Genomic DNA, 951 nt, shown 5'->3' with positions numbered 1-951 from the left:
GTGTTATTACTAGCGAGATTAAAGCAAATACCTGGAAAATGAGAGCAGCCTCACTGGGGAGTGTTGCTGCCGGACTCACAGTTATTATGGATATTAGCGATATGTTTGAAAAAGTCCAAAAGAAAGGTTGGGTTTCATGGTCAGTCGTTCTTTCATTTGCAAAGTTTTCTTCAGATACAGCATTTGCTCTCAGTACGATCAATGACATTTTGCTCAGTAAGAACAAAATACTGGCTGCGATGGGCAAACAAGGACTTAAGTTTACACTTTTATCGACAGCTACTGAAGGAATAGGATTAGGAGTGACAAGACTAGTTGGGTTTATGTCAACCTGGCAGGTGATGGTTGCTATCGTTTTTGCCCAAATGCTATACGAAATGTGGACTGATAATGAAATTCAGGACTGGTGTGAACAAACCGTGTTCGGAACAAAATCAAATAATCATAATACAATGTATTTAACTGCATACGACATATCTGCGTTAGTACAAAAACAGGAAGAATTATTACATACTGCTATGCAGATAGTATTTAACCTACCTCTTTCTGAAGAAGAAATTAAAAAAGCAGAAGACGAGAGAAGAAAACGCCAACAGGATATTAACACCCATTTTCGACTGAAATATTGACAGGATACTTCCATGGAAAAAGAAACAGATGAGCAACTAGTCAACTACACTAGTTGCCTAAGAAGCGAATATAGAGATCTAGAACGACTTGAAGTATCACTCGATTGCCTAGATATTTACATCGAACATAGATCTGAAAAAATTAACGAGTACGATGAAATGAAAAATCCAATCCAGGAAGAAGAGTCTTCGCCGGAAGCATATAAGAGAATGTTTATAGATGAAACACGCCTAAGTGTTATCAGGGCAGAGGAATACCTAAAGCAAGTTCAGGCAGAAATTAATTCTTTCCCTACTCCCCCTGAACTCCCCCCAACCAGTC

At 38.6% G+C, this 951-nt stretch carries 1 protein-coding gene and 1 pseudogene; both read left to right on the top strand.

Annotated features, from left to right (window positions below; all coding sequences use genetic code 11):
• The coding region (locus J1785_RS00730; protein WP_217218569.1) for a hypothetical protein at positions 1-629 on the top strand (629 nt) is incomplete at its 5' end.
• A 12-nt stretch (positions 630-641) separates the two neighbouring features.
• A pseudogene (locus J1785_RS00725) lies at positions 642-951 on the top strand (putative type VI secretion system effector); the annotation flags it as partial.

The organism is Rahnella perminowiae, assembly GCF_019049755.1.
Lineage (GTDB): Bacteria > Pseudomonadota > Gammaproteobacteria > Enterobacterales > Enterobacteriaceae > Rahnella > Rahnella perminowiae.
This window is presented reverse-complemented; position numbering and strand designations above follow the sequence as displayed.